Origin of the sequence: Streptomyces alkaliterrae, assembly GCF_007097205.2 — a bacterium.
Lineage (GTDB): Bacteria > Actinomycetota > Actinomycetes > Streptomycetales > Streptomycetaceae > Streptomyces > Streptomyces alkaliterrae.
In genome coordinates this window covers 1-18,680 of the sequence record NZ_VJYK02000006.1, presented here as the reverse complement: position 1 = coordinate 18,680, position 18,680 = coordinate 1, and the positions used below count along the sequence as shown (strand labels likewise).

The following is an 18,680-nucleotide window of genomic DNA, read 5'->3' as shown; positions in this document are numbered from 1 at the left end:
GGTGGCGACGGGCCAGCGCGGTGAGTGTGGTGCCGGGGCCGACCTCGACCAGTGCGGCGCCCTCCACCGAGTTGAGCGTGTCCAGTACGTCGTGGTAGCGCACGGCCTGGCGCATGTGCCGGCACCAGTAGGCCGGGCTGGTGATCTCCTCGGGCTCGGCCCAGGTGCCCGTGGTGTCCGAGACGACGGGAATCGCGGGCGGGTGGAACGTGATCCCGCCCAGGAACTCGGCGTACTCGTCGAGCACCGGGTCGACCAACGAGGAGTGGCCGGCGCCGGGGATGTGCAGGAGACGCACCTCCAGGCCCTTGGCCGCGTACTCCTCGACAAAGCGGGTGACGGCCTCGCGCGGCCCCGAGACGGTCACCTGGTCGGGGCCGCTGAAGGCCGCGATGCCCACGCCCTCGGGGAGCAGCGGCAGCAGTTCGGCCTCGGTCATCCGCACGGCCGCCATCGCCCCCGGGGCCAGGCTCCGCAGCAGCCGGACGCGGGTGACGACCATCCTGACGGCGTCCGGGAGGGAGAACACGCCGGCGACGCAGGCGGCGGCGTAGCCGCCGAGGCTGTGACCGACGACCGCCGAGGGACGTACGCCCCGTCGGATGAGGGCCTGGGCCAGCGTGTGTTCGAGGACGAACACGGCGAGTTGGGTGACGGTCGGGTCCTCGAGCTCCCGTCGTGCCGCCTCCTCGGCCTCCTCCCCCTCGGGGTTCAGAACGGCCAGCAGGTCGACGCCCGTCTCCGTCCGCACGCGCGCGGCGCAGTTGTCGACGTCCTGCCTGAACCGCGGGTCCGAGCGGTAGAGCGCGCGTCCCATGCCGAGGTGCTGGCCCCCGTGGCCGGGGAAGGTGAAGACGACGGGCGGCGCCTCGCCGGTGGCGTGGCGGGCCTTCTCCTTCTGCGGGTCTGCTCCGATCCCGGCGAGCGCGGACGCCGCCTCCCCGGAGCCCCGAGCGACGACAAATCCACGGTGCGGGAAGGGAGTTCGGCCGCTCTGCAGGGTCCAGGCCACGTCCCGGAGCGCGGCCGCGCCCTCGGTGAAGCGGAGGTGGTCGCCGAGGCGGGCGGCCGTCTCGGCCAGTGCGGCGGGTGACTTGGCGGAGAACGGCAGGAGCTGCCAGCCCCGCGGATCCGCCGCGCTCGTCCCGGCCGGAGCGGTCGGCACGGGCGGCGCGGGCGGCGCGGGCGGCCCCGCGAGGACTACGCAGGCGTGCGTGCCGAAGACGCCGGAGGCGGTCACCGCCGTGCGGAGAGGGGCTCCCGACCCGGCCAGTACGGCCTGGACGAGGGTGGCCGCCGCGGGCGCCGTGTCGGTGACGCCGACTCCCGGCGGGGCGTGCACGGCTTCGACGGTGTCCGCGGCGACGCCGCTCACCGACAGCGCGTCAGCGGTGATCCGGGCACGGCCCGCCTCCGCGGACTCGCCGCCCCCTCCCCTGCCCACGGCCGTACCGCACACGACGGCGTGGATACGGTCGCCGTTCTCCCACGCGTCGGGGAGCCGCCTGAGCACAAGAACGGCACAGCCGAAGCCGTCCCGCGTCCCTTCGGCCGTGCCGACCGTCGCCGAGGCGGCGAGGGCGACGTCGCACTCGCCGCCGAGCAGAGCCTGCACAGCGGTGTGCACGGTCACCAGCGCCGTCGCCGACGCGGCCTGGACGGAGACGGCGGGTCCCGTCAGCCCCAGCTTGTAGGCGATGCGCGAGGCGAGGAAGTCGGCGCCGGTGGCGGCTCGGATCTGCCGGTCGTCGACGTGCGGCAGCAGGTCGGGGCGGGCGCGCAGCCGGGCGGCGTGCGCGGTGGTGGCGCCGCCCGCGTAGACCCCCACGACGGCGTCCCCGCGGGTCGGGTCGTGGGCGGCGTCCTCCAGCGCGTGGTGGGCGCACTCGAGCAGGACGCGCTGCTGCGGGTCGAGGACGACGGCCTCGCGCGGCGAGACTGAGAAGAACCCGTGGTCGAAGGCGTGCGGGTCGGCCGCCGCCTCCCCCGGCTGAGAGCCGGGGACGGGCGGCCACTCCCGGAGCGAGCCGGGGGCCGCGTCCGGCCCGAAGCGCGCCGCGACTCCGACGACGGCGATGTGGGCGTCCGCTCCGGCCGGTTCGACCTCGGTCATGCCGCCGGGCCTCCCTTCCTGTTCCATGTCATGTCCTCGGCTCGGCCCGGTGCCGTCAGGCCACGGGTACGGGGTGGCTGAGGAAGCGGGCGCTCTCGCCGCCCAGCGCGGCGTCACGGTGTCCGGAGATCAGCTCGTACGGCTGTCCCGGCCGGAGCGCGCTGACGGCCTCCAGCCGGTCGAACTGGGCGTCGTCCAGTTCGAGTTGAAGTGCCCCGAGGTACTGCTCCAGCTGGTCGACCGTGCGCGGCCCGATGACGGGCACCATCGTGGTGGCCGTACGGGCGGCACGCTCCCGCAGCCAGGCGACGGCGACCTGGGCGGCGGAGGCATCGCACTCCTCGGCCACGGCCAGCAGCGTGTCGACGGTGCTGGTGCGCTGCTCGGAATCCTCGACCCGGATGGCCTGGCCCTCCCAGTCGCTGAGCCTGCCGTCGGGGCTCTGCCGGTACTTGCCGGTGAGCAGCCCGCCACCGAGCGGTGACCACAGGGCGGTGCCCAGGCCCAGGGCCTCGGCCATCGGCAGCAGTTCGCGGTCGGCGCCCCGCTCGGCGAGGCTGTACTCGAACTGGACGCCGGCCAGGCGGGTCAGTCCGCGCAGTTCGGCGATGGTGGCCGCCCGGGACACCCGCCAGGCGGGGAAGTTGGACAGCCCCGCGTGGAGGATCTTGCCGGCGTGGATGAGGTCGTCCAGCGCGGAGAGGATCTCCTCCACGGGGGTGACCGAATCGGGCAGGTGAGCCCAGTACAGGTCGATGTGGTCGGTACCGAGGCGCTTGAGGCTGGCCTCGACCGACCGGCGGATGTTCTTGCGGCTGTTGCCGGTCTCGGACACGCGGGCGCGCCCGGCTCCCAGCGTGAACTTCGTGGCGACCACGAAGTGGTCCCGGTCGGTGAGCAGGAACTCGCCGAGCAGCTTCTCCGACTCGCCGATCTGGTAGTTGTCGGCCGTGTCGACGAAGGTGCCGCCCGCCTCGGCGAAGCGGTCGAAGATCTTGCGGGCCTCCTCGCGGCTGGCACCTCCGCCCCACAGGGTGCCGAAGTTGGCGGTTCCCAGCGCGTACTCGGAGACGCGCAGGCCGCTGGTACGGCCGAAGGTCGTGTAACGCATACGTGGTCCTAGCTCTCCGTGTCGAGTGCGCCGCGGACGAGTTCCAGCAGGGCGTGCTGCTGCTCGGGGTCGCGGAAGTAGAAGTGGCCGCCGCGCAGGACGTGGCTGTCGAAGGCGGCCCGGGTGTGGACGTGCCAACCGAGCTGACCCGGGTCCTCCTGATCACCGGCGAACGCGGTGAGGGGGACGTCCAGCGGCTCCTCCGGCAGGTACTCGTGGCTCTCGGCGAGTGCCGCGTCGGCGCGCAGCTGGTTCAGCGCCAGCGTTCTCAGCTCCGGCTCCTCGTGTACGGCCTGCGGCAGCGCTCCCCAGCGTCGTTCCAGCTCGGTCAACAGCTCCTCGTCCGAGAGCAGTCGGGTGCCGCGGCTGGTGGTGACGGGCGGTGGCCTCATGGAGGACAGGAACAGCCGGCGTGGCTGGCGCAGGCCGGCCCGGCGAAGGGCCCGGGTCGTCTCGAATGCGATCAGGGCGCCCAGGCTGTGGCCGAAGAACGCGAACTCCCGGGAGCCGAAGTCGACCTGTTCGACGAGGTCGGTGACCAGGTCGGTCATCCGCGTGTAGGGCGGCTCCTCCTGTCGCGGGGCGCGGCCGGGCAGTCTGACCGCCCACAGCCGGATCCCGGGCAGCTCCGCCGACCAGCGCAGGAACTCGCCCGGCGAGCCGCCCGCGTGGGCGAAGCAGTACAGGTCGAGCGTGGTGTCCGTCCTGGGTCTGCGGCTGGAGAGCCAGCGGGACCGGAGAACGGCCGCCGAACCGGTGCGGGTGGTGCTGTCGCCGGTCATCCGGCTTCCTCCTTCGTGCTCCCGTCCCGGCCGCCGAGCTGCTGCTCGATCAGTTCCGCCAGGTCGGTGGCGGTGGCCGCCGCGAACAGCGAGCGCATCTTGATGTCGACCCGGTAGACCTCGCGGATCCTGGCGAGCACCTTGACTCCGACGAGGGAGTCGCCGCCGAGTTCGAAGAAGCTCTCGTCGGGTTCGACGTCGCTCAGCCCGAGGGCCTCGCCGAAGAGGTGCAGCACCAGGCCGAGCGGGGTGTCGTCGGCCGGACGGTCGGGAGCGTGCGATCCGCTCTTGTCGCCCGCCGCGACGGCGGGGGCGGAGCCGACGGCTTCCCCGGTGCCCGGCCTGTCGTCCGCCGCGGGGAACTTCCCGTCCCCGGTGCGGATTTCCGGGGCACCGCCGTGTGTCCACGCGTCGTCGGCGGGGTGCCGCACCAGGTAGGGCAGACGCTCGAACGGATAGGTGGGCAGCGGCGTCCTGCGGCGGCGTTCGCCGTCGTGCACGCCCGCCCAGTCGACCGCGGCGCCGGAGAGCCACAGCCGGCCGAGCGCGCGGTAGAGGACGGCGAGGGCGTCGGCGCCGTCGTCGACGTCGGGCAGCGAGGCGACCAGGAGGCGCCGGGAGGCGTTCGCCGACCGGCGGGCGGCCTCGGTGGTCAGGGCGGCACCGGCGCCGACCTCGAGCATGACGCGCTCGGGGTCGTCGGGCAGCGCGTCCAGCGCGGCCGCCGGGTCGGCGCGGGTGCCGGATTCGGCGATCTGCCGCAGCGCACCGGCGAGTGGAAGGGACCCGGTGACAACCGCCGCGGTGAGGCCGCCGACGCCGCTGCCGAACGCGGTCGCGGGACGTATCCCCCACCGCTGCCACAGCTCCGCCAGGGCGTACTCGAACGCGAGGACGTAGGTGTCCCGCACCACCGGGTCGCCGGGCCTGGCCAGCCCGCGTGCCAGCTCCCGCACGGATCGGGCGAGTCCGGCGCCGACCAGGTCGAGGACGGTGTCGAACGCCTCCCGGAAGGCGGGTTCCGTGACATGCAGCCGCCAGGCCTCGGCCGGACCGATCCGGCCGGGGAAGAGGAAGACGACGGGCCGCTCGCGCGGGGGTTCGGTGGAGAGAACGGGGTCGTGTGGGGCTGCGTCGCCGGCAACCGCGACGGTGAACGCGCGGTGGCGGTGCTCGCGGCGTCCGGTCTGCAGGGTCCAGGCTATGTCGGCGTACGACGGCGGCTCCTCCGGCCCGCCGTCGCCGCCGGACAGCCAGGACGCGAACCGGTCGAGCCGGGCGTCACGCGCCTGCTCGGTGTGCCCGGAGTGCACCAGGAGGTGGGCGCGGCGCTCGGACTCCCGCGACGGCCGCTCCGGGGCCTCTTCGAGGACCAGATGGGCGTTGACACCGCCGACGGCGAACGAACTCACGCCGGCCCGCCGGGTGGCGCCCGCGGGGACCCAGTCCCGCAGTTCCGTCACGACGCTGAACGGGCTCGTGGCGAAGTCGATCCGGGGGTTCGGCTCGGTGTGGTGGAGGCTCGGCGGGATCTTGCGGTGGCCCAGCGCCAGGACCGTCTTGATGAGACCGGCCGCGCCGGCGGCCGCGTCCGTGTGGCCGATGTTGGTCTTCACCGAGCCCAGGAGGCAGAAGTCCCGCTCGTCGGTGTCGGCGCGGAACGCCTGGGTGAGCGCCGCGACCTCGATCGGGTCGCCCAGCGGAGTCGCGGTGCCGTGGGCCTCCACGTAGCTGATGGTGCGGGCGTCGGTGTCCGCGGCGAGCTGGGCTTCGCGGACGGCCGCCGCCTGGCCCGCCACGCTGGGCGCGGTGAAGCCGACCCTGGCCGAGCCGTCGTTGGTGACGGCGGAGCCGCGGATCACCGCGCGGATGTGGTCGCCGTCGGCGAGCGCGTCCGACAGCCGCCTGAGGACGACGACTCCGACGCCGTTCCCTGCGACCGTGCCCTCGCCCCTGGCGTCGAACGCCCGGCAGACGCCGTCGGGTGCCAGGGTTCCGTCAGGGCCGTTCCAGGTGATCTTCTTCGGCGGGACGTGGACGGCGACACCACCGGCGAGGGCCATGTCGCAGTCGCCGGCGACGAGGGCGCGACCCGCCGTGTGGACGGCCACCAGGGCGGTGGCGCAGGCGGACTGCACGGCCACGGCGGGGCCGCGCAGACCCAGCCGCTCGGCCGTGCGGGCCACCAGGAAGTCGGGCGCGGTGCCGAGGAGGATGTCGTCCTCGGTGACGCCCGCGAGCCGCTCGCGCCGCGCGAACAGCGCCCGCGCGTAGGACGTCTCGGTCGATCCGCCGTAGACGCCGACGGCGCCGGGGAACCGGTCGGGGTCCTGGCCCGCATCCTCCAGAGCGGCGACCGCGCACTCCAGGAAGACCCGGTGCTGCGGGTCGATCAGCATCGCCTCCCTCGCGGAGTAGCCGAAGTAGGCGGCGTCGAACCACTCGGCGTCCTCCAGGCGCCCGCGCGAGGGCACGTAGGTCAGGTCGCCGCCGTCGGCCGCGCCACCCGGAATCACTCTGGGCGCCTCACGGGTGATCGAGTCCGTGCCCGCAGCCAGATTGGCCCAGAAATCGTCGATGTCCGCGGCTCCCGGAAAACGCCCGGCCATTCCGATGACGGCGATGAATTCCCCGGTGTCGGCCTCGGGCTCCGCGTTGTTCACGGCTGAGTCCCCCGGGGTCGAGGTTCGTTCGCGCCGAGACGGGCCCTGCGGTTCCCGAGGCGGTTCACCCGACCCGCGGAACGGTTTCGCGCACCTCCGGGCGCGTTGCCCTCCTCGCCGTCGAGGTGGCGCGCGAGAGAACGGACCGTCGGATGATTGAAAAGATCGATGAGTTCGACGCTCTTCCCCGTTCGCCGGGCCAGCCGGTCCTGAACCATCTGGAGCAGAACGGAATGCCCGCCGAGATCGAAGAAGTTGTCGTCCACCGCGACTTCGGAGACGCCCAGAACCTCGCACCATATCTCGGCTACGACACGTGTGATTTCGCTCTCCGGTGGCCTCTGACGGGGCGCGGGATTCATGCCACTCCTCCCATTGACTCGCCTGTTCGGCGACTCATGCGATCATCGGCCGACCATCCGGATTAGTCCAATAAATACTGCCGACGCGGGCAGAAGACGCGGTTATGGTGAGCGCCGGCCCGTTTCACCGGTCCGCTTCACTGGTCCGCTTCAACGGTTCGCTTCAGACGTGCGCGACGGTCTTGCTCCGCATCAGGAACTCGCCGAGATACCCGTCGTGCGGCAGTCCGGGCCGGTGCCAGTGCGTCGCGTGGCTGCCCACGTGGACGTTGCTGATGGTGGGTTCGTCGATCAACTCCTGGACCAGGGCATGGTCCTCGGTGACGACCGTGAGCACGAGGGTGTCGCGCAACGCCGCGCAGCCGTCCTCCCGGCTCCACGGCGCGACCCACACGCACGGGAAGGGGACCTCCGTGCCGAGTTGGGGTGCCTGGGCGGAATCGGCCTGGTGGACGACCGGGCGCAGGACGGCGCTGCCGTCACCGAGTTCGTCGACGAAGCCGGTGCCGCCGAGCCAGGCGCGGGTTCCGGCGGCGCGGTCGAGCACGAACCTCTCCATCGCCCGCGCGGACTTGACGCTCTGGACGGGCAGCCGGGCCTTCTCGTCGTGCGGCGGCAGGCTGGGCAGCACGGCGAGGCGTTCGGCGACGGCACCGGCCAACGGAGCCGCATCGCCCTCGACGAGCACGGCGGTGGCGTTGACGCAGCCGCTGCCGGCGTGCCGGAGCACCGAGTCGACGATCATGTCGAGGTGGTCCCGCCACTCGGTGTCGGCGGTGAGCAGGATCTTGGAGCGGCCAGGCTGGAGGGAGAGCACCCCGGGGTCGTCCGCGTACTGGCGGATGATCTCGTCTCCGCCGTAGGCCAGGTCGGCGCCGCGCACGAGGGCATCGGCGGCCTGGTGACCGCAGGGCAGCAACACGACCTGGTCGTCGCCGAATCCGGCCTCGCGCAGCGCGAGGACCAGCCGGTGCGCCGTGAACGGTTCCCGGGCGGACGGGCGTACGGCGACGCGGTAGCCGAGTGCGAGCGCCTCCGGCCAGAACCCGTGGGTGCCCGGGTGGTTGCCGGGCACGTGAACGGCCAGGACGTCGCCCCGGCGCGTCCAGACGGCCTGGCTCGAGCGGACCAGCGGGTCGCGCCAGTCGGCGACGGCGCCGGCGGGGCGTGCGAGCTGGACGCTGCGGTAGGAGTGCGAGACCCGCTCGGCGCAGGTCTGAGTGGCCACCCGTACGTCGCTGATCGGCAGGCCCGACACGCGGCTGACGGAGGCCTCGTACTCACCTGGCGTCAGGCCGCCGAGCGTGGCGGTGCGGAACAGTTCGGCGGCACGGGCGAGGGCGCTCGCGCGGTCGGCCGCGGGCAGCGGCGCCGCCGCCCGCAGGGCCTTCATCGTGCGGTTGACGAACAGCGCCGGCGCCAGGCTCAGCTCGGCCACCACCGCCCCGGTCACGTCCGCGACCTGCTGGCGGGTCCGGGTGCGGTAGGGGCCGCCGGGTCCCAGCGCGTCGAGCATCGACGGCCCGGTCTGCGGCTGGTTCTCCTGCTGCGGGCTTGCCATCAGTAGACCCCCTCGATGACGTCCTCGTCGTCGAAGCGTGCGACCGGTGCGATGTCCGCGGCGGAGTCGCCGATGCGGCCTTCCGGCGCGGGCACCCGGGTCGCGGTGTCGCGCTCCAGGTTGTTGGGGAGCAGCAGGGCCCTGCTGACGTGGTGCATCACGACCTGGCCGCGTTCGCCGTACGGGACCGCCTCGCCGGTGGCGGGGTCCACGACCTGGAAGGTGATGTACGGGGAGAAGGTGTCGAACACGCATGGCTCACCCGGCGGTCCGCCGTGCCGCTGGCCGGCGATGCCGAGGATCATCGTGCTGCCGTAGTGGCCGTAGAGGACGGCGGACGGGAAGATCTCGGTGCGGTAGAGGGCCGCGGTGTCCGGATCCATCTGGGTGCCGCCCCAGCGGATGGCCCGCACCTTCTTGTTGACGAGTTCGACGAGTTCCTCGCGCTGGGCGATCCGCTCCAGCAGGGGCGGGGTGACCGTCAGCACGCCGATGTCCTGGGTCCGCAGGATGTGCGCGGCCTGGTCGACGACGTGCTCCGCGTAGGCGTCCGCCTGCCCGCCCTTCCCCTCGGCGACCAGCCGCTTCACCCAGCGCGGGTCGAGGTCGACCTGGAAGCCGTAGCGGCCGTGGGTGCGGGCCGAGCGGCGGAAGATCTCCCCGACGACGTGCGGGCCGGAGGGGGTGATGCCCAGCCAGTCCACACCTCGTGGGAAGCCGTGGACGTCCAGGTTGGCGTTGCTCCAACCGACCAGCTTCTCCAGCCAGTCCGCCGGGCAGACCACGCGCTTGGGGGCGCCCGTGGTGCCGCCGCTCTCGAAGACGCCGACGACGTCCGGGCGTTCGCCGTAGCCGCGCGGCACGAGGTCGGCGACCGGCACGTCCCGCAGTTCGTTGGCGACGTTGGGGAAGAGCCGCAGATCGGCGTGGCCCGCGATGTCGGCACGCGGATCGAAGTCGAGGCTCCTGGCCCGCTCCAGCCAGAAGGGAGAGCCGGTCTCCGGATGGAAATGCCACTCCATCGCCGCCCGGACGAGTTCGTCGGGGTCCGGGTCCGCGTGATGCGGCAGGTCCAGAATCGACAGGTCGGTGGGCCTCACTCGTCCTCCAGATGACCTCAACACGTCGTGGTGATCCTCATCCGATCACCGGGCCGGCGAGGGTTCCTGAGTAGTGGCTACTCAATCGTCCGGTGGCGCTCGGTGAGAGGGTGGGGATGTCCCGTGGCCCTGAGCAGCGGCCAGGCCGCGGGGCGAACGCGAGGTGGAGGGGAGAATCCGGTGAAGGCGATGGTGGCGTGGTGGGATCTCACAGATTCGGAGGAGAGCCCGGATACGCTCCGGGATTTCGTCCGGGACGAGGAGAAGTACTGGAGGGACATACCCGGGCTGTTGCTCAAGGTGTGGATCTCGGACCCGTCCTCCGGGCGGTGGGGAGCGGTTCTTGTATGGGAGTCCGAGGAGGCGGCAAGAAGCGCGGTACTCCCGCGGAGTCCGGCGGGAGCGATCGGCCATCCGGTGGATTTCCGCGCGTGGTTCGACGTGGAGGCGGCCGTCGGGCCGGGCATGGCTCTGCCGTTCCTCGCGGACTTCGGAGCGGCGGAGGGCAGCCCGGCCGCGCCGGGCCCGACCCGGCGCCCGGTCAACCGCCGGGAGTGATGTTGCGGTTGAAGCGGAACATGTTCGCCGGATCGAGGGCGGCCTTCAGCACAGTCAGCCGTCGGTGGTCGGCAGGCTCCCAGAAGTCCTCGGCCGGCCTCGCGGGGGCGCCGTCGGCCAGGCCGCCGTACACCAGGCTCTGGAAGCGGCCCGTGACGGTGTCCGCGGCGAACACGCCGAGCACCTTGTCCCGGGTCGGGAGTATCCGGTCGGGTGTCGCTCCCATCAGCGGCATCAGGACGCGCACGAGGTAGCGGGCCGAGCGGTGGCCGACGGCGTTCGGCACCGCGGGCGGCCGGGCGAGCGCCCCGCCCAGGTGGCGGACGTCGAGCACACAGGGCACGCTCGCGGCCGGCCCGGCCAGTTCGGCAACCTGATCGGCCTGCCGCGGGTCGAGGTCGCTCACCAGGACGTTGTCGCCCTGGTATGCGTGCGGCACGGGAGGGTCGTTGTAGATCGCGCCGCACTCCGTGTACGGCATCTCCGCGACGGTGTCGGACAACCGGGGGCCGAGGGCGCGCAGCGGAGCGACCAGTTCCTCGCCCGCGCGGCAGTCGCCGCTGTACGCGACGCGGACATGTGCGGCGTGCCGTCCTCGCAGCTCGGCGGGGAAAACCGGCAGGTCGGGGTAGTCGAGCAGCGAGACCGAGGAGGTGAGGGTGTCGGGAAGCGTCCTGGTCCAGCGGAGGTACGCGGAGAGCAGGCCTGGTGTCCGGGCCAGGTCGAAGACGAGTTCACCGCCGTACAGTCGGGTGACGGGCACCAGGCCGATCTCCATGCCGGTGACCACGCCGAAGTTGGCGCCCGCGCCGCGCAGTGCCCAGAAGAGTTCCGGGTCGTTGTCGGCAGTGACCGTGCGCAACCGGCCGTCGGCGCCGACGAGGTCGACGGAGACGACCCGGTCGGCCGCGTAGCCGAACTCCCTCGCCAGCAGGCCCAGGCCACCGCCGAGGACGTAGCCGACGACCCCGACGCTCGGCGAGGAGCCGTTGAGCGGGGCCAGGCCGTAGCGGGCGGCGGCGTCGACGAGTTCGGCGAAGCGGACGCCGGCGCCGATCCGGGCGGTCCGGGTCGCGGGGTCGACCGCCACCTCCGACAGCGAGGCGGTAGTGATGAGCATGCCTCCGTCGGTGGCGGCGGCGAGGCCGTGGCCGGTCGCCTGGACCGCCACCGGCAGATCGTGCGCGGCCGCGTGCGCCACGGCCGCCGCCACGTCGTCGGCTCCGGTCGGCCGGACCAGTACCCCGGGCCGGTGCCGGTAGGCGGTCTGGAAGCCCGCGCATCCGGCGGCGAAGCCCTCGTCGCCCGGGAGCAGCACGTCGCCGCGTACCCGCTCGCGCAGCGCGGCCGCAGCGGCAGTGTCCATGGGGTCCATGGGGTGCATGGGGGGTGTCCCTTTCCGTCCGTGCTGACCGTGGCCGTCCTCGTTCACAGCAGGATCGGTTCGAGCAGCCCCGAGACGACCTGCTCGCGCAGCACCCGACGGTCCACCTTGCCGTTGGAATTGAGCGGGAAGGCGTCCACGACGTGGTAGGTGAGGGGAATCATGTAGGGCGGCAGGGTCTCCCGCAGCCTCTCGTCCGTCTCCTCCACGTCGAGGTCGTCACCGGCGAGCACCGCGGCGAGGACCGTCGTGTCGTCCTCCCCGGGTACCGCGACGACGACGGCCTGCGCGACGCCCTCCCTCCGGAGGAGATGGGCCTCGACCTCGCCCGTCTCGACCCGGTGGCCGAGGATCTTGACCTGGGTGTCGAGGCGGCCGACAAAGCGGTACTCGCCCCGCGGGGTGCGTCGTGCCAGGTCTCCCGTGCGGTACCAGCGGCTCACCTCGCCGTCCGGCGACACTGTGGTGTGGAAGGCGGCCCGGGTCAGCTCCGGCGCGTTGAGGTAGCCCTCGAACACCTGGGCGCCGGAGAGGCAGAGTTCGCCGCTCTCCCCGTCGGGCACCGGGCTGCCGTCCTCGGCCAGGACCGCGGCCGCCATGCCCGGGTAGGGCGAGCCGATCGGCACGATTCCGTTGAGCGCGAGATCCGGGGACGTCGCGTCGTCCCACCGGTGCACCAGGCAGGCGACCGTAGCCTCCGTCGGCCCGTACAGGTTTTCCAGCCGGGAGCCCGGTGCCGCCGCCTGCCAGGCCCGCGCGGTGGACACGGGCAGCGCCTCGCCGCAGAAGAGGCTCCAGCGCAGTGACAGCAGACTGCCGGGTTCCAGTGCTCCGCGCCGGTCCTGGAACATCGCCACGGACGGCACGGAGAACCACACGGTGATGTGGTGCTCCCGTACGAACTCCAGCGGCCGCAGCAGGTCGGAGGTGTCCATCGGGACCAGGCGGGCGCCGCTGCCCCAGGCCATGAACAGGTCGAAGACCGACAGGTCGAAGGTGTGGTCGAAGGTGTTGGTGAAGCGGTCGTCCGCGGTGAAGTCGTACCGGTCGGCGTTGACGGCCAGGAACGCGGCCGCGTTGGCGTGGGTGACGGGCACACCCTTCGGCCGGCCGGTGGACCCGGAGGTGAACAGCAGGTAGGCGGTGTCGGCGCCGTCGGCGGCGACCGGCTCGGCCAGCGGCTGGCAGGTGTCGAGATCCGCACGGGTCAGCGTCCGCGCCCGGTCGGCGAGCGGGGCGGGCGCCTGGTCGCTCTCCGGCAGCAGGACGCCGGGGGCGTCCGCCATGCCGTCGAGGAGAGCGGGCAGTTGGGACTGTGCGCCCGGGTCCGCCAGGACGACGTCCACCTCGGCGCGTTCCAGGATCTCGCGGTTGCGGTGCGCCGGATACTTCTTGTTGAGCGGCACGACGGTCGCCCCGGCGTACAGCGCCGCCAGGAATCCCGCGTAGGTGACCAGGCTGCGGTGGCCGAGCACGCCGACCCGCCGGGGCCGCTTCTCCAGGGTCGTGAGCGCCGACGCCCAGAGCCGGGCGAGCCCGTCCAGCTCCCGGTAGCTCCAGGTCCCGCCGTTCAGGGACAGCGCGGCGTTGTCCGGGAACCGCCGGACCGAGGCCCGGAAGCCGGAGTGCAGGAGGGTGCTGTCTGCGTTCATGGGTGTTCTCGCGTTCCGCTTCGGAGGGTTCGAGAGGACCGACGGCTCAGGGGTGGCCGTGTTTCTCAGGGTTGGAGCCGTTCGACGCGCCAACGTTCGCCGTCCCGCTCGTAGCGCAGCCGCTCGTGCAGCCGATCGGTGCCGTTGGCCCAGAACTCGACGCTGTCGAAGCGGAGTTCGTAAGCGGCGAAGGTCTCGGGGCAGGGAAGGGGCCGCCCGCCGAGGGCGAGTTCACCGGCGCGGCGGCGCAGCGCCTCCACCTCGGCGACGCCGCCCAGCGGCTCGCTCTGCCGGGAGGCCGTTGTCATGGCGTGGGTGAAGACCGGGCGGGCCCGCCACAACTCCTCGGTCTCCGCGGCGGTCAGTCGGTGGACCGGGCCGGCCACACAGACCTGTTGTGCGGTCTCCCGCCAGTACAGCACGCCCGATGCCCACGGGTTGACCGCCAGGTCGCGCCCCTTCCGGCTGCCCACGTGGGTGAGGAACACCAGCCCGGCACCGGTCAGCCGGCTGACCACGACAACGCGGCTGGAGGAGCGGCCCCGGGCGTCGGCGGTGGCGAGGGCCAGCGCGCGGGGCTCGCGGACCGCGTGGCACGCCGCGTCGTCAAGCCACTCGCGCAGCAGCTCGAGCGGGCCGGCCGGTGGATCGGTGAACTCGGGGAAGGGGACCTCGACGGTCGCGGTCATGCTCTCCGACCTGCTGCTGCTCACGTTCTACTTCCTCACTCCGGTGCGCGGGCTCTGTTCGTCGCTGCGGGGGCGGATGGCTGCGTGGACGGGGGGCTGCGGGGTGGCGACCGGTCACAGCCGCAGCGTCCCTTCGAGCGCGATGACACCGTCGCCGCCCACCTCGACACGGGTGACCTGTTCCCCGGTGCCCTCGGCGAGCGCGTGCATGGGGGATGGTCGGCCCATCTCGACGCCCTGCGTGATGACGATGCGCCGCCCGTAGTCGACCTGCCCGTACCTGGCCAGGTGGATCGCGATCGGTCCGGCGGCGGAGCCGGTGGCCGCGTCCTCGACGACGCCGTACGCGGGCGAGAACATCCGGCTGCGCCAGGTGGTGCCGCTCCCCGCGAAGCAGTTGGCCGCCATGTCCTCGAACGCGGACAGGGCGCGGTGGTCGGGAGTGAGCGCGGACAGTTCGTCGACGCCGCGGAGTGCGACGAGGACGTGGCGCGGCCCGTTGCGGTAGATGTCCACCGGCAAGGCGGTGTCCGTCACTCCCAGTGCGGCCAGGAGTTCGTCCCGCCGGTCGAAGGGCTCCCAGGAGGGGACGGGCTGCTGCATCCAGGCCGCGGTGACCACACCCTCCGTCCGGTCCAGCTCGAAGGGGATGACTCCCATGGCCGTCTCCAGTTTGAGCTGGTCCAGGGAGCGGCGCTGACCGATCGCTATGGCGGTGCCCAGCATCGGGTGCCCCGCGAACGGCAGCTCGTTGACCGGAGTGAAGACCCGCACGTGCGCGTCGCCGCCGTGGCGGGCCGTGAGCACGAAGGTGGTCTCGGACAGGTTCATCTCCCTTGCGATGGCCTGCATCTGCCGGGTGGTCAGGTCGTCCGCGTCGAAGTACACGGCGACCGGGTTGCCCTTGAGCGGTTCGGTGGCGAACGCGTCGACCACCACGTAGGAGTGCATCGGAATCTCTTGCTCCTCTCTCGTCACAGGTCGGACACGGCACGCAGGGCGCCGGCCAGAATGCGCGGTCCTTCCCGGGTGAGCACCGACTCCGCGTGGAACTGCATGCTCATGAAGTGCGGTCCGCGCAGCCCGTGGACCTCTCCGGAGACGGGGTCGCGGCTCACCTCGACCACCCCGACCCCGTCGGCCTCCCGTTTGTCGTCCGCGCTGTGGGCGGCGAACGTGTTGTAGAACCCGACGCGTTCGCGGGAGCCGAAGAAGTCGATCTCCCGTTGGAGTCCCTGGTTCGGGACGGACAGCCGGGACAGCTCGAAGCCCAGGGCCAGGCTGAGCACCTGATGGCTCAGGCAGACCGCGAGGAAGGGCCGGCGCTCTTCGAGCAGTTCGCGTACCGCCGCGTGCATCCGGCCGATCCTCGGGTGGCCGGTGTCGGCTGGATCGCCGGGCCCGGGGCCCATGACGACGAGGTCGGTGTCCGCGACGACGTACTGCTCGTCGAAGCGGCGCACGGCCACCTCAAGGCCCATGGAACGCAGTTGGCCGGCGATCATGGCGGTGAAGGTGTCCTCGGCGTCGACCACCAGCACCCGGCGACCGGCGAGCGAGGGGTGCGGGTCGAGCCGGTCGTCGGTGCCGCGCAGCCAGAAGTCCGCGATGGGGTCGTTGCGCCGCGCCAGGGCGGACCGCACCTCCGGATGGCTCGCGAAACCCCCGACGCCGCCGGACTCCAGTGCCGACACCAGTCCGGCCGCCTTGGCCCGGGTCTCGGCGGCCTCCTGGGCGGGATCGGAGTGGCGTACGAGCGTGGCCCCGACACCGATCTCCACCCGGCCCACCGCGTTGATGTCCGCTGTCCGGATGAGGATCGCGGAGTCCAGGGTGCGGTCACCGTGCCGGTCACGCCCGATGAGTGCGGCGACACCGCTGTAGTAGCCGCGCCCCTTCGGCTCGAACCTGTCGATGACCCGGCAGGCGCTCTCCAACGGCGAGCCGGTCACCGTGGGGGCGAACATGGTCTCGCGCAGTACGTCGCGGACGTCGTGCCCGGTGCGCCCCTCGATCAGGTACTCGGTGTGGGCGACGCGGGCCATCTCCTTGAGGTACGGGCCCTTGACCCGGCCGCCGCCCTCGCAGATCCGGGCCATCATCTTCAGTTCCTCGTCGACGACCATGTAGAGCTCGTCGACCTCCTTGCCGTCACCGAGGAACCGCATGACGCCGTCCAGGGTCGGGCCCGCGGCCGGGTAGCGGTAGGTGCCGCTGATCGGGTTCATCACGGCGGTGCCGCCGTCGAGACTGACGTGCCGCTCGGGCGAGGCCCCGACAAGCGTGCGCTCCCCCGTGTGGATCAAGAACGTCCAGTAGGCCCCCGCCTCCCGCCGCAGGAGCCGGGAGAAGAACGCCAGAGCGCTGTGCGGTCCGTAGTCCTCGATGGTGGCGGTGAAGGACCGCCTGAGCACGAAGTTCGCGCCCTCGCCCGTACCGATCACCTCGTCGACTACGCTGCGGACCCGCTCTCCGTACTGCTCGTCGTCGAGGTCGAAACACTCGCCGGTCAGCCGCGTGGGCACGTTCGGGATGCGCCGGAGAGCGTCCTCCAGCGGGATGCGCTCCTGGTCGGTCACGGTCAGCGCGACGAGTGGCGTTCCGTCGTCGGGGGCCGCGAAGCCGCGCTCGGAAATCTGCCGGAACGGGATGAGGGCAAGCACCTCGTGTCGCGCGCCGCCGTTGTCCGCCACGTCGGGCAGCGGTATGTCGGCGAGTGTCGCGGGCGTCCCGAGATCACCGACGAGGACGTCGAGCATGCCGGGGCCGGCCGCCTCCGGCCGGTACAGCAGGCCGAAAGCCCCCTGGCGGCCGGACAGTACGGCGTCGAGGAGGTCGCCGGTAGTGGCGCTCATGCGAAGACCTCCTTGGCCGAGGTCACCATCGCGCAGCGTGCGGCGGCGTACTCCAGGGCCAGCCGGTGGTACCGCTCGTCGAAGTCGGCGACGGCGTCGGCGGCGAGGAACGGCTGGATGTCGTGGGTGAAGGCCTCGACCGCCGTCATCAGGACGCCCACATGGGCGTACACCCCGCAGACGATCAGCTGGTCGCGGCCGGCCGCGCGCATCCGTTCCAGGAGCGGGGAGTTGTGGAACGCGCTGTACCGCCACTTGGTCAGGTGCCAGTCGTCGTCGCGGGGGGCCAAGGCCTCCACGACCGCCCGGTCGCTCGCGTCCCGTCGCATGCCCGGGCCCCAGAAGTCGGCGAGGAGGCCGCGTTCCTGTTCGGTCATGCTTCCGGGCTGAGCGGTGTAGGCCACCGGGACGCCGAGCGCCGCGCACCGGTCGCGCAGCTCAGCGGCGTTGCTCACCAGGGTGTCGCGCATGCCGTCCGGGAAGGGAGCCAGGAAGTACCGCTGCATATCGTGGACGAGGAGCACGGCGCGGTCGGGGTCGGGCGCCCACCGGGCGGTGTTGGCGGGCAGGTCGTCCGCCGTCGGCAACACGTACGGCGCGATGGGGGGAAGTCCGGCCATGCTCAGCCTTTCTGTGCCTGCGTCAGGTGTTCCAGTTGGAGACCACGGAGACGGCTTGGTCGGGATTGAGCCGGGGGTCGCAGAACGTCAGGTACTTGTCGCCGACGTGGTCGAGTGCGGCGTCGTCCCCGACGCACTCGGTGACGTGGTCGGGCGTGGTTTCCAGGTGCAGACCGCCGCACACGCCGCCGGCGGCGGCGACCGCCTCCTGGAAGAGCCGCACCTCCCGCTCGACGTCCCGCACCCGCCGGGTCTTGTTGCCGTCGGGTGCCCTGACGGTGTTGCCGTGCATGGGATCCGTCAGCCAGAGGACCGGGTGGCCGGCGCCGCGGACGGCCTCGACCAGGCCGGGGAGCCGTTCCGCGACCAGGTCGGCCCCCATACGGGCGATCAGGCTGAGCCTGCCGGGTTCGCGAGCCGCGTCCAGGCGCTCGCACAGGGCCAGCAACTCGTCCGGTTCCATGGTCGGGCCCACCTTGCAGGCCACCGGGTTGCTCACGCGGGCCAGCAGCGTCACGTGCGCGCCGTCCACCTGCCGGGTCCGCTCCCCGATCCAGGGCCAGTGCGTGGAACCGAGATACAGCCTGCCCTGTTCGTCTCTGCGGAGCATCGGCAGCTCGTAGTCGAGGAGCAGCGCTTCGTGGCTGGTCCACACCGGGGGCCCGAGAGGGTCGCGCGGTGCGGAACCGGACTGCCAGCCGAGGTGGCCCAGGACGTCCTTCGCCGCTTCGGCGCAGCCGAGCATGCGTCGCGGGTCCAGGCGCCTGGCCTCCGGGTCCGGCTCGGGGCGGTTGACCATGTGCCCGCGGAAGACGGGGAGTTGGACCCCGCCCACCAGTTCCGTCCCGGCCGAACGCGGCTTGGCGAACTGGCCCCCGATGCGGCCGGCGCGGATGACGGGCTTGTGGGCGTTCATCCGGAGAGTGCCGGCGAGCACGTCCAGAAGGGCGACCTTGCGGGAGACGTCGGTCCGGGTCCGCTCGGCCGGGTCCTCGGCGCAGTCACCGGCCTGGATGACCACCGCCTCACCGGCCACCACGCGTGCGAGCGCCGCCCGCAACACGCGGATGTCCTCGGCGCGTACGAGGCCGGGCCCGGCCGCGAGCACGTCGCCCACCCGCTCGGCCTCCTCCCGGTCGGGCCAGTGGGGTTGCTGGAACGCCTCACGACCGCGAATGTCGCGCAGGACTTCGTCCACGGGGTTCTCCTCGGCGGCGCGTGGGGCGGGAG

At 72.4% G+C, this 18,680-nt stretch carries 15 protein-coding genes and 1 pseudogene; 2 read left to right on the top strand and 14 right to left on the bottom strand.

Annotated elements, in window-relative coordinates; all coding sequences use genetic code 11:
- Window positions 1-13: 13 nt before the first annotated feature.
- From FNX44_RS28700 to FNX44_RS29820, 5 genes and pseudogenes are all read right to left on the bottom strand, one after another.
- Window positions 14-2,113, bottom strand: a pseudogene (locus FNX44_RS28700) (acyltransferase domain-containing protein); the annotation flags it as partial.
- A 55-nt stretch (window positions 2,114-2,168) separates the two neighbouring features.
- The gene (locus FNX44_RS01315) at window positions 2,169-3,224 is read right to left on the bottom strand and encodes an aldo/keto reductase (RefSeq protein ID WP_143646025.1); all 1,056 of its coding nucleotides are present in this window, start codon (window positions 3,222-3,224) and stop codon (window positions 2,169-2,171) included.
- An 8-nt stretch (window positions 3,225-3,232) separates the two neighbouring features.
- A complete protein-coding gene (locus FNX44_RS01310; RefSeq protein WP_143646024.1) occupies window positions 3,233-4,006 on the bottom strand; it encodes a thioesterase II family protein in 774 nt (257 codons plus the stop codon).
- Complete coding sequence (locus tag FNX44_RS29600) at window positions 4,003-6,669, bottom strand: type I polyketide synthase (RefSeq protein WP_143646023.1); 2,667 nt, start codon at window positions 6,667-6,669, stop codon at window positions 4,003-4,005. The genes FNX44_RS01310 and FNX44_RS29600 overlap by 4 nt, the downstream gene beginning before the upstream one ends.
- The gene (locus FNX44_RS29820) at window positions 6,666-6,935 is read right to left on the bottom strand and encodes an acyl carrier protein (protein WP_369123531.1); all 270 of its coding nucleotides are present in this window, start codon (window positions 6,933-6,935) and stop codon (window positions 6,666-6,668) included. Before FNX44_RS29820 ends, FNX44_RS29600 begins: the two co-directional genes overlap by 4 nt.
- Here FNX44_RS29820 and FNX44_RS28695 point away from each other — a divergent pair.
- A complete protein-coding gene (locus tag FNX44_RS28695) occupies window positions 6,822-7,097 on the top strand; it encodes a hypothetical protein (protein WP_228449512.1) in 276 nt (91 codons plus the stop codon). The two genes, FNX44_RS29820 and FNX44_RS28695, sit on opposite strands and share 114 nt — an antisense overlap.
- A 97-nt stretch (window positions 7,098-7,194) precedes the next feature.
- Here FNX44_RS28695 and FNX44_RS01295 read toward each other — a convergent pair whose 3' ends face one another.
- Both FNX44_RS01295 and FNX44_RS01290 read right to left on the bottom strand, forming a co-directional pair.
- Window positions 7,195-8,592 carry an aldehyde dehydrogenase family protein gene (locus FNX44_RS01295; protein WP_173019090.1) on the bottom strand — a complete coding sequence of 466 codons (1,398 nt, stop codon included), beginning with the start codon at window positions 8,590-8,592 and terminating at the stop codon, window positions 7,195-7,197.
- Window positions 8,592-9,692: a phenylacetate--CoA ligase family protein gene (locus tag FNX44_RS01290; RefSeq protein WP_181353371.1), complete on the bottom strand. Its 1,101-nt coding sequence runs from the start codon at window positions 9,690-9,692 to the stop codon at window positions 8,592-8,594. Before FNX44_RS01290 ends, FNX44_RS01295 begins: the two co-directional genes overlap by 1 nt.
- Window positions 9,693-9,881: 189 nt before the next feature.
- Between FNX44_RS01290 and FNX44_RS01285 the strand changes: the two genes are divergently transcribed.
- Complete coding sequence (locus FNX44_RS01285) at window positions 9,882-10,250, top strand: hypothetical protein (protein ID WP_407699125.1); 369 nt, start codon at window positions 9,882-9,884, stop codon at window positions 10,248-10,250.
- Here FNX44_RS01285 and FNX44_RS01280 read toward each other — a convergent pair.
- The 7 genes from FNX44_RS01280 to FNX44_RS01250 all read right to left on the bottom strand — a co-directional run bounded on the left by FNX44_RS01280 (window position 10,234) and on the right by FNX44_RS01250 (window position 18,648).
- Window positions 10,234-11,616 carry an FAD-binding oxidoreductase gene (locus FNX44_RS01280; RefSeq protein WP_228449511.1) on the bottom strand — a complete coding sequence of 461 codons (1,383 nt, stop codon included), beginning with the start codon at window positions 11,614-11,616 and terminating at the stop codon, window positions 10,234-10,236. The genes FNX44_RS01285 and FNX44_RS01280 overlap by 17 nt on opposite strands.
- 62 nt (window positions 11,617-11,678) lie before the next feature.
- Window positions 11,679-13,286, bottom strand: a complete 1,608-nt coding sequence (locus FNX44_RS01275) for an amino acid adenylation domain-containing protein (protein WP_143646019.1) — start codon at window positions 13,284-13,286, stop codon at window positions 11,679-11,681.
- A 65-nt stretch (window positions 13,287-13,351) separates the two neighbouring features.
- Complete coding sequence (gene phzG / locus FNX44_RS01270) at window positions 13,352-13,999, bottom strand: phenazine biosynthesis FMN-dependent oxidase PhzG (protein WP_323369003.1); 648 nt, start codon at window positions 13,997-13,999, stop codon at window positions 13,352-13,354.
- Window positions 14,000-14,089: 90 nt separating this feature from the next.
- The gene (locus FNX44_RS01265) at window positions 14,090-14,926 is read right to left on the bottom strand and encodes a PhzF family phenazine biosynthesis protein (protein WP_143646018.1); all 837 of its coding nucleotides are present in this window, start codon (window positions 14,924-14,926) and stop codon (window positions 14,090-14,092) included.
- A gap of 23 nt (window positions 14,927-14,949) precedes the next feature.
- Entirely contained in the window at window positions 14,950-16,830 is a 1,881-nt protein-coding gene (locus FNX44_RS01260) for an anthranilate synthase family protein (RefSeq protein WP_143646017.1), read from the bottom strand.
- Window positions 16,827-17,450: an isochorismatase family protein gene (locus FNX44_RS01255; RefSeq protein WP_143646016.1), complete on the bottom strand. Its 624-nt coding sequence runs from the start codon at window positions 17,448-17,450 to the stop codon at window positions 16,827-16,829. Before FNX44_RS01255 ends, FNX44_RS01260 begins: the two co-directional genes overlap by 4 nt.
- A 22-nt stretch (window positions 17,451-17,472) precedes the next feature.
- Entirely contained in the window at window positions 17,473-18,648 is a 1,176-nt protein-coding gene (locus FNX44_RS01250) for a 3-deoxy-7-phosphoheptulonate synthase (RefSeq protein ID WP_143646015.1), read from the bottom strand.
- Window positions 18,649-18,680: the final 32 nt, after the last annotated feature.

Coding starts and splice junctions, on each gene's coding strand:
- FNX44_RS01260 (WP_143646017.1), bottom strand. CDS start 16,830: ATGAGCGCCACTACCGGCGACCTCCTCGACGCCGTACTGTCCGGCCGC.
- FNX44_RS01280 (WP_228449511.1), bottom strand. CDS start 11,616: ATGGACACTGCCGCTGCGGCCGCGCTGCGCGAGCGGGTACGCGGCGAC.
- FNX44_RS01285 (WP_407699125.1), top strand. CDS start 9,882: ATGGTGGCGTGGTGGGATCTCACAGATTCGGAGGAGAGCCCGGATACG.
- FNX44_RS01295 (WP_173019090.1), bottom strand. CDS start 8,592: ATGGCAAGCCCGCAGCAGGAGAACCAGCCGCAGACCGGGCCGTCGATG.
- FNX44_RS01315 (WP_143646025.1), bottom strand. CDS start 3,224: ATGCGTTACACGACCTTCGGCCGTACCAGCGGCCTGCGCGTCTCCGAG.
- FNX44_RS28695 (WP_228449512.1), top strand. CDS start 6,822: ATGATTGAAAAGATCGATGAGTTCGACGCTCTTCCCCGTTCGCCGGGC.
- FNX44_RS01255 (WP_143646016.1), bottom strand. CDS start 17,450: ATGGCCGGACTTCCCCCCATCGCGCCGTACGTGTTGCCGACGGCGGAC.
- FNX44_RS01265 (WP_143646018.1), bottom strand. CDS start 14,926: ATGCACTCCTACGTGGTGGTCGACGCGTTCGCCACCGAACCGCTCAAG.
- FNX44_RS01310 (WP_143646024.1), bottom strand. CDS start 4,006: ATGACCGGCGACAGCACCACCCGCACCGGTTCGGCGGCCGTTCTCCGG.
- FNX44_RS01275 (WP_143646019.1), bottom strand. CDS start 13,286: ATGAACGCAGACAGCACCCTCCTGCACTCCGGCTTCCGGGCCTCGGTC.